Annotated in this window: 8 protein-coding genes; 6 read left to right on the plus strand and 2 right to left on the minus strand. The window is 70.7% G+C overall.

All coding sequences use genetic code 11. The features are described 5' to 3' along the window. Window positions 1-162 precede the first annotated feature (162 nt). A complete protein-coding gene (locus tag AC0Z36_RS28865; RefSeq protein WP_485466029.1) occupies window positions 163-1,572 on the minus strand; it encodes an NAD(P)H-quinone dehydrogenase in 1,410 nt (469 codons plus the stop codon). A gap of 46 nt (window positions 1,573-1,618) precedes the next feature. Between AC0Z36_RS28865 and AC0Z36_RS28870 the strand changes: the two genes are divergently transcribed. The 3 genes from AC0Z36_RS28870 (at window position 1,619) to AC0Z36_RS28880 (ending at window position 4,638) form a co-directional block, all read left to right on the plus strand. Next, window positions 1,619-2,071: a gamma-glutamylcyclotransferase family protein gene (locus tag AC0Z36_RS28870; RefSeq protein ID WP_485466030.1), complete on the plus strand. Its 453-nt coding sequence runs from the start codon at window positions 1,619-1,621 to the stop codon at window positions 2,069-2,071. Between the two features lie 76 nt (window positions 2,072-2,147). Then, a complete protein-coding gene (locus AC0Z36_RS28875; RefSeq protein WP_485466031.1) occupies window positions 2,148-2,969 on the plus strand; it encodes a purine-nucleoside phosphorylase in 822 nt (273 codons plus the stop codon). Further along, entirely contained in the window at window positions 2,962-4,638 is a 1,677-nt protein-coding gene (locus AC0Z36_RS28880) for a phospho-sugar mutase (protein WP_485466032.1), read from the plus strand. The genes AC0Z36_RS28875 and AC0Z36_RS28880 overlap by 8 nt, the downstream gene beginning before the upstream one ends. A gap of 179 nt (window positions 4,639-4,817) precedes the next feature. Here AC0Z36_RS28880 and AC0Z36_RS28885 read toward each other — a convergent pair whose 3' ends face one another. Further along, window positions 4,818-5,402, minus strand: a complete 585-nt coding sequence (locus tag AC0Z36_RS28885) for a PH domain-containing protein (protein ID WP_485466033.1) — start codon at window positions 5,400-5,402, stop codon at window positions 4,818-4,820. Window positions 5,403-5,570: 168 nt separating this feature from the next. Between AC0Z36_RS28885 and deoC the strand changes: the two genes are divergently transcribed. The 3 genes from deoC to AC0Z36_RS28900 are packed head-to-tail and all read left to right on the plus strand — an operon-like array spanning window position 5,571 to window position 8,848. After that, the gene (deoC, locus tag AC0Z36_RS28890; protein ID WP_485466036.1) at window positions 5,571-6,521 is read left to right on the plus strand and encodes a deoxyribose-phosphate aldolase; all 951 of its coding nucleotides are present in this window, start codon (window positions 5,571-5,573) and stop codon (window positions 6,519-6,521) included. A 6-nt stretch (window positions 6,522-6,527) separates the two neighbouring features. Then, the gene (locus tag AC0Z36_RS28895) at window positions 6,528-7,985 is read left to right on the plus strand and encodes an aldehyde dehydrogenase family protein (RefSeq protein WP_485466034.1); all 1,458 of its coding nucleotides are present in this window, start codon (window positions 6,528-6,530) and stop codon (window positions 7,983-7,985) included. Beyond that, window positions 7,982-8,848, plus strand: coding sequence for an aldehyde dehydrogenase family protein (locus AC0Z36_RS28900; RefSeq protein WP_485466035.1), 867 nt, complete (start codon window positions 7,982-7,984; stop codon window positions 8,846-8,848). Before AC0Z36_RS28895 ends, AC0Z36_RS28900 begins: the two co-directional genes overlap by 4 nt. Window positions 8,849-8,995 lie beyond the last annotated feature (147 nt).

Raw genomic sequence — 8,995 nt, forward strand, 5'->3', positions numbered from 1 at the left:
GCGCAGCGCCCCGAGCGCGCCCGGAGGGCGCGGCCCGACCGGGCGACGCGCGGGCGCCGAACGGCCCCGGAGCGCAGCGACGGGGACGTGAGGAAGACGCCCGCGCTTGGAGCCCGACAAAAGCACAGCCCGCGCTTGGAGCCCGGCAAAAGCACAGCCCAGTTACTTGTCAGTGCAGCGGTGCAGCTGGCGGGCCGCCTCGGCGATCGAACCGGACAGCGACGGGTACACCGTGAACGCGTTGGCGACCTGGTCCACGGTCAGGTGGAGGTCCACGGCGAGGGAGACCGGGTGGATCAGTTCGCTGGCGTGCGGGGACACCACCACGCCGCCGACGATGATGCCGGTGCCTGGGCGGGAGAACAGTTTCACGAAGCCGTTGTGGATGCCCTGCATCTTCGCGCGCGGGTTGCGCGGCAGGGGCAGCGTGACCGCCCGGGCTTCGATCTCCCCGGCGTCGATCTGCGCCTGGGTGTAGCCGCAGGTGGCGATCTCGGGGTCGGTGAAGACGTTGGAGGCCACGGCCTTCAGCTCAAGTGGCGTGACCGCGTCGCCCAGCGCGTGGTACATCGCGATGCGGCCCTGCATGGCCGCGACGGACGCCAGGGCGAACACGCCCGTGCAGTCGCCGGCCGCGTAGACGCCGGGGGCGGTGGTCCGCGAAACGCGGTCGACGCGGATGTGCCCGGAGTCCTTCAGGTAGATTCCGGCCTCCGTCAGGCCCATGTCGTCAGTGTTCGGGACGGCGCCGACCGCCATGAGGCAGTGGCTGCCTTCGAGGATCTGGCCGTCGGCGAGCGTCACGATCACGCTGTCGCCGTCCCGGTGGACTCGTTCGGCACGGGAGCGGCTCATCACGCGCATCCCGCGGCGTTTGAACGTGGCCTCCAGGACCTCGGCGGCGTCCGGGTCTTCGCCGGGCAGCACCCGGTCGCGGCTGGACACCAGGGTGACCTTCGCGCCGAGTGCCTGGTAGGCGCCGGCGAACTCGGCCCCGGTCACCCCGGAGCCGACCACGATGAGTTCGCGGGGCAGCGCGTCGAGGTTGTAGAGCTGCTTCCAGTTGAGGATGCGCTCGCCGTCCGGCACCGCGTCCGGCAGCTCACGCGGCTGCGCGCCGGTGGCGATGAGGATCGCGTCGGCCGGCAGCCGCTCCTGTGAGCCGTCGGGCAGCGTCGCGACCACACAGGAGGTGCCGTCGAGCCGGCCGGCCCCGCGCAGGACGCGCACGCCCTCCTTCGCCAGGGACGCCGCGATGTCGTCGGACTGGGCCAGGGCGAGGGCGAGCACCCGTTTGTTGACGACGTCCAGATCGACGCCGACCTTGGGCTTGTCGAATGTTCCGGGGGTTCCGTCGTCGACGAAGATGCCCAGCTCGGCGTGCGAGTCGGCGAAGGTCGTCATGACCTCTGCGGTGGCGATCAGGGTCTTTGACGGAACACAGTCGGTCAGTACGGCCGCTCCGCCGACGCCGTCGCGTTCCACGACGGTCACCTCGGCTCCGAGCTGAGCTGCGACGAGTGCAGCTTCGTAGCCGCCGGGTCCACCACCAACGATCACGATGCGAGTCACGGGAGTCATTCTCCCTCATAGGTGTCTCTGTCGTAGTCTGCGGGTCATGCCTCTGTACGCCGCGTATGCCAGCAACCTCGACGCCCGGCAGATGTCCCGGCGCGCACCCCATTCGCCGATGCGCCACACGGGGTGGCTGAGCGGGTGGCGGTTGACCTTCGGCGGGGAGCAGTTGGGCTGGGAGGGCTCCCTCGCGACTGTGGCCGAGGAGGAGAAGGGCGAGCTGTTCGTCGCCCTGTACGACCTGACCCGGGAGGACGAGGAGAACCTCGACCGCTGGGAGGGCGTGCCGCTGGATCTGTACCGCAAGATGCGCGTGCGGGTGCAGACCCTGTTCGGCGAGCAGGCCGCGTGGCTCTACGTGCTCAACGACTACGAGGGCGGTATGCCCTCGGCGCGCTATCTCGGGATGGTCGCCGAGGCGGCGGAGTCCGCCGGAGCGCCTGAGGACTACGTCAAGGAACTGCGGAACCGCCCGTGTCAGTCGGTCGAAATTTAACGCAGATCTCACTCAGTGGGTCTGCGGAACAGAACCACCGCGAGACGGACAAACGCGAAGCATTTACGCTCACTCTGTGAATGCTGAGATCGACACCACAATCGACACTGACCCCTACGCCGCCGCCACCGCGGCCGCCGAGCGCCTCAAAGAGCTCACCGGGGGCGCCACTCACGACGTGGCGCTGGTCATGGGCTCCGGTTGGCTGCCCGCCGCGGACGCGCTCGGCGAGGCCGAGTACGAGTTCCCGCTGACCGACCTCCCGGGCTTCTCCGCCGCGGCGGTGGCCGGGCACGGCGGGAACTTCCGCTCCGTGAAGATCGGCGACAAGCGCGCCCTGATCTTCCTCGGCCGCACCCACTTCTACGAGGGCCGCGGTGTCGCCGCCGTCGTGCACGGTGTGCGCACCGCCGTCGCCGCGGGCTGCAAGACCGTCGTGCTGACCAATGGCTGCGGCGGGCTCAAGCCCACCTTCGAAGCCGGACAGCCGGTCCTCATCTCCGACCACATCAACCTGACGGCGACCTCGCCGATCGTCGGCGCGAACTTCGTGGACCTGACGAACCTGTACTCGCCGCGGCTGCGCGCGCTGTGCAAGGAGATCGACCCGTCGCTTGACGAGGGCGTCTACGTCCAGTTCCCCGGCCCGCACTACGAGACCCCGGCGGAGATCGGCATGGTGCGCGCGATCGGCGGGCACCTGGTCGGCATGTCCACCACCCTGGAGGCCATCGCGGCCCGGGAGGCCGGCGCTGAGGTGCTCGGCATCTCCCTGGTCACCAATCTGGCCGCGGGCATGACCGGTGAGCCGCTGAACCACGCCGAGGTCCTTGAGGCCGGGCGCGCGTCGGCGACCCGCATGGGCGCCCTGCTCGCGGAAATCCTCCCCCGTGTCTGAGGCCACCGGCGGTGTCCTGGACGCAGCGACTGTCACAGCGGCCGCTGAGGCCTGGCTGGCCGAGGACCCGGACGCGGACACCCGCGCCGAGCTGGAGCAACTGCTCGCGGCGGGCGACGAGGCCGGTCTGGCGGACCGGTTCTCCGGCCTGCTGCAGTTCGGCACCGCCGGGCTGCGCGGTGAGATCGGCGCGGGCCCGAACCGGATGAACCGGGCCGTGGTGATCCGTGCGGCGGCCGGGCTTGCCGCCTATTTGAATGAATCGCGTACGGACAACCCGACCGTCGTGATCGGCTTCGACGCCCGGCACAAGTCGGACGTGTTCGCCCGGGACACCGCCGCCGTCATGGAGGCGGCCGGGCTGCACGCCCTGCTGCTGCCGCGCCCGCTGCCGACGCCGGTCCTCGCGTTCGCGATCCGGCATCTGGGCTGTGTCGCCGGGGTGATGGTCACCGCGAGCCACAATCCGCCGCAGGACAACGGTTACAAGGTCTACCTGGGCGACGGTTCGCAGATCGTGCCGCCCGCCGACGCGGAGATCGCCGCGAAAATCGACGCCGTACGGTCGCTGCACGATGTGCCGCGCGCTGAAAGCGGCTGGGAGGTCCTGGACGACGCCGTTCTGGACGCCTACCTGGCCCGCGCCACGACGGTCGTCTCCCCGTACGGCCGACGTGACGTCACGCTCGTGCACACCTCGATGCACGGTGTCGGCGGTGCTGTCATGCTCGCCGCGCTCGACCACGCCGGGTTCCCCGCGCCGGTCGAGGTGGCCGAACAGGCCGTGCCCGACCCGGAGTTCCCGACGGTCGCCTTCCCCAACCCGGAAGAGCCAGGGGCGATGGACCTGGCCTTCGCCACCGCGCGCAAGGCGGCCGCGGACGTCATCCTCGCCAACGACCCGGACGCGGACCGCTGTGCGGTCGCCGTGCCTGACGCGTCGGTGGACGGCGGCTGGCGGATGCTGCGCGGCGACGAGGTCGGCGCGCTGCTCGGCGTCGCGACCGCCGAGCGGGCCGACGGTACGTTCGCGACCACGATCGTGTCGTCCTCGCTGCTTGAGGCGATCGCTGCGGCGTACGGGAAGCCGTACGTCGAGACGCTGACCGGCTTCAAGTGGCTGGCCCGCGTCGACGGCCTGGCGTACGCGTACGAAGAGGCTCTGGGCTACTGCGTGGATCCCAGCGGTGTGCGCGACAAGGACGGCATAAGTGCCGGGCTGATGATCGCCGAGCTGGCCGCGGGGCTGAAGGCCGAAGGCCGTACGCTCCTGGACCTGCTCGACGACATCGCGCGGGACTACGGCGTGTACGCCACCGACCAGCACTCGGTCCGGGTTGAGAACCTCGACCTGATCGCCGACGCGATGGCCCGCCTGCGGGCTACGCCGCCGACCGTCCTGGGCGGCCTGACGGTGTTCTCAGCCGAGGACCTGGCCGAGGGCTCCGCGGCGCTGCCGCCGACCGACGGCCTGCGCTACCGCCTCGCCGGTTCCGGCGCGGTCGACCGGGCCCGGATCGTCGTGCGCCCCAGCGGCACCGAGCCGAAGCTGAAGGCCTACCTGGAGGTCGTCGTCCCGGTGACCGGCGAGGTCCCCGGGGCGCGCGCCCAGGCCGCGGCCGCGTTGGCCGCGGTCAAGGCCGATCTGGCAGCGGCACTGGGCATGTAGCGCAGCCCGCTGTGACCATCCTGGAGCTTCCGGAGCGCCCGTCGCCCCGGAAGCTCCAGGATGCCCGTGGGCGGCCTGGTCCGGCTCGGTCCGGCCGTACTGAACCCCCGTCGGCCCCGGGGGCCACGCCGTTCAGCGCGACCTTCGCCGCGGTCGAGGCCACCTGCGAGGGTTGGGGGTCACCGGGCGACGGCCACAGCCAGGCCCACCGCACCCACCGCCAGCGGCACCAGGATCTCCCAGGCCCAGCGGACGACCACGGGCCCGGTGGAGGTCTTGGCGAACTGCTCGGCCATGCCGCGCAGGTCCTCCACGGCGTGGTCGGCGACCGCCCGGCGCGGGATCTGCGCGGCACCGGAGCCGTACGGGTCATCGCCGACCTGGCGGGCGTTGAGCCGGGCGGCCCGCTTGCGCTCGCGCAGGGAGACCGGGATCGCCCAGATGTGGAAGGACTTGCCGTCGGCGACCACCTCGACGGAGTACTCCGCCTTGACGTGCCCGACCGCGCCCCACGGGATGGCGGCGGTCCGGAACGGGTTGCGGATCAGCAGTTCCGCGGGCCCTGCGGCGACCGCCGCGCGCAGTGTCAGCGCGATCACCAGGGATCCACCGGCCAGCAGCCCCGCCAGCGCCTTCCACACGACGTCACCGGCGCCGTGCACGATCGCGTCCACGGCAAGCCACACTCCGACGACAAGCAGCAGCGCCCCGGTGACCATGGCCATTTTGGACCGGTAGACGGAGGTGCTCGATTCAGCGCTCATGGGGCTGAATTGTGCCGTACGTATGCGCTAAATCGGTCATCCGCCAGGAAGTTTCACCGGGATCCGGGGCCGCCGTTCCGCATCGGCCGCGACGACGCGGTGCGGCCCGTTCCTGGTTGCTCAAATATGCTCATACGTGTGACAACGTCGTCAGCTCCCCCCACGCCCATGCTCGGGCACCTGTCCGCCGATCCGGCGGAGGTGACCTCCTCCGAAGCCACACTCAAGCGCTTCCTGTTCGGTCTGCCCGGTGTAGACCAAGTCGGTGCGGAAGCCCGCGCGGCCCGCATCACCTCCCGGTCGATCAAGGCCGCGAGCAAGGCCCAGGCCATTGACCTGGCCATTCGCATGATCGACCTGACCACGCTCGAGGGTGCGGACACTCCGGGCAAGGTCCGGCAACTGTGCGCCAAAGCGGTACGTCCCGCGCCGGAGGCTCCGGAGACCCCGAGCCCGGCAGCGGTGTGCGTCTACCCCGACATGGTCCCGTTCGCCAAGGAGTACCTCCGGGGCACCGGCATCCACATCGCCTCGGTCGCCACGGCGTTCCCGTCCGGCCGGGCCTCCCTGGAGATCAAGCTCGCCGACGTGCGCGAGGCCGTCGCGAACGGTGCCGACGAGATCGACATGGTGATCGACCGGGGCGCGTTCCTGTCCGGCCGGTTCCAGCTGGTCTTCGACGAGATCGTGGCCGTCAAGGCCGCCTGTGGTGACACTCACCTGAAGGTCATTCTCGAAACCGGCGAGCTCGTGACGTACGACAACGTGCGCCGCGCCTCCTGGCTGGCGATGTTCGCGGGGGCCGACTTCATCAAGACTTCCACGGGCAAGACCCCGGTCAACGCGACGCTCCCGGTGACGATGCTGATGCTGGAAGCAGTACGGGACTTCCGCGCGGCGACCGGCCGCCAGATCGGCGTGAAGCCAGCCGGCGGCATCCGCAACACCAAGGACGCGATCAAGAACCTCGTCCTGGTGAACGAGACCGCGGGTCCCGACTGGCTGGACCCCGACTGGTTCCGCATCGGTGCTTCCTCGCTGCTCAACGACCTGCTGATGCAGCGCCGCAAGCTCTCCACCGGCCGCTACTCCGGCCCCGACTACGTCACGGCGGACTGATCACTGATGACGACTTTTGAATACGCACCGGCCCCTGAGTCCAGGGCCGTCGTCGACATCGACAGCACGTACGGCCTGTTCATCGACGGACAGTTCACCGAGGCCTCCGACGGCGGTCGCGCCAAGACGGTCAACCCGGCGAACGAGGAGGTCCTGGCGGAGTACGCCATGGGCACCGAAGCCGACGTCGACCGTGCCGTCGCCGCCGCCCGCAAGGCCTTCGGCCCGTGGTCGGCCCTGCCGGGCAGCGAGCGCGCGAAGTACCTCTTCCGCATCGCGCGCCTGGTCCAGGAGCACACCAAGGAACTCGCCGTCCTGGAGTCCCTGGACAACGGCAAGCCGATCCGCGAGTCGATGAACGTCGACCTGCCGCTCGTCGCCGCGCACTTCTTCCACTACGCGGGCTGGGCCGACAAGCTCTCGCACGCCGGATACGGCGCGAACCCGCAGCCGCTGGGTGTGGCCGGCCAGGTCATTCCGTGGAACTTCCCGCTGCTGATGCTGGCCTGGAAGGTCGCGCCCGCGCTGGCCTGCGGCAACACCGTCGTGATCAAGCCGGCCGAGACCACGCCGCTGACCGCGCTGCACTTCGCCCGCATCCTCGATGAGGCCGGGCTGCCGCCGGGTGTCGTCAACATCGTCACCGGCGGTCCCAGCACGGGCCGCGCGGTGACCTCGCACGACGGCGTGGACAAGGTCGCGTTCACCGGCTCGACGGCCGTCGGCCGCGAGATCGCCCGTACGCTCGCCGGTTCCGGGAAGAAGCTGACCCTGGAGCTCGGCGGCAAGGCCGCCAACATCGTGTACGACGACGCCGCGCTCGAAGCGGCCGTCGAAGGCATCGTGGACGGCATCTTCTTCAACGGCGGCCAGGTCTGCTGCGCCGGTTCGCGGCTGCTCGTACAGGAGTCCGTCGAGGGCGAAGTCCTCGAAATGCTCCGCGAGCGGATGTCCCACCTGCGGGTGGGCGACCCGCTGGACAAGAACACCGACATCGGCGCGATCAACTCCGCCGCGCAGCTCAAGCGCATCACCGACCTCGCCGCATCCGGCGAAGCCGAGGGCGCGACCCGCTGGTCCCCGGCCTGCGAGCTGCCCGCCAACGGGTTCTACTTCGCACCGACGATCTTCACCGGTGTGACGTCGTCGTTCCGGATCTCCCGCGAGGAGGTCTTCGGCCCGGTGCTCTCCGTACAGACGTTCAGGACCCCCGCGGAGGCCCTGGAGAAGGCCAACAACACGCCCTACGGTCTGTCCGCGGGTGTCTGGACCGAAAAGGGCGCCAAGGCCCTGTGGACGGCACAGCGCCTGCGGGCCGGTGTCGTGTGGACCAACACGTTCAACAAGTTCGACCCCACCTCGCCGTTCGGCGGGTTCAAGGAATCCGGTTTCGGTCGTGAGGGCGGTCGCCACGGCCTGGAGGCGTACCTCACCCCGTCGACCCCGGAGGGGGAGCGCAAATGAGCACTGTTGACCGTCTCGCAGTCTTCAAGACCTACAAGTTGTACGTAGGGGGTAAGTTCCCCCGCTCCGAGAGCGGACGGGTGTACGCGGTGGCAGACAGCAAGGGCAAGCAGCTGGGCAACGCCCCGCACAGCTCCCGCAAGGACGCGCGGGACGCGGTCGTCGCGGCCCGCAAGGCGTTCGGCGGCTGGTCCGGCGCGACGGCCTACAACCGCGGGCAGGTGCTCTACCGCATCGCCGAGATGCTGGAGGGCCGCCGCGAGCAGTTCGCCACGGAGGTCGCCGCGGCCGAGGGCCTGAGCCGCCCCAAGGCGCTCGCCCAGGTGGACGCGGCGATCGACCGCTGGGTCTGGTACGCCGGGTGGACCGACAAGCTCGCGCAGCTCGCGGGCGGCCCGAACCCGGTGGCCGGTCCTTTCCTGAACATCTCGGAGCCGGTGCCGACGGGTGTCGTGGTGGCCGTGGCCCCCGCGGACTCGTCGCTGCTCGGTCTGACCTCGGTGATCGCGCCGGTGATCGCGTCCGGCAACACCGTGGTCGTGCTGGCCTCGCCGACGGCCCCGCTCCCGGCGCTGTCCTTCGGCGAAGTGCTGGCGACTTCGGACCTCCCCGGCGGTGTGGTCAACATCCTGACCGGCCCCCTCGGTGACACCGCTCCGACGCTGGCCGGGCACGAGGACGTCAACGCCCTGGACCTGACGGGTGTCCCGGCGGATTCCGTACGGGATCTTGAGGTTCTCGCCGCCGACACCCTCAAGCGTGTCCTGCGGGTCTCCGAGCCCGACTGGACGGCCGACCCGGGCACCAGGCGGCTGCTCTCCTTCACGGAGACCCGCACCACCTGGCACCCCATCGGGATCTGACAAACCCCAGTTCGAAGGGCGGGGGGGGGCCCCCCCCCCCCCGGGGGGGGGGGGGCCCCCCGGGGGGGGGGGGGGGGGCGGCCGGGGCGGGGGGGGGGGCGGCGGGGGCGCCCGGGGGCGCCGGCGGGGCCGGAGCGGGAGGGTGGG

The organism is Kitasatospora sp. UYEF31 (assembly GCF_057291755.1).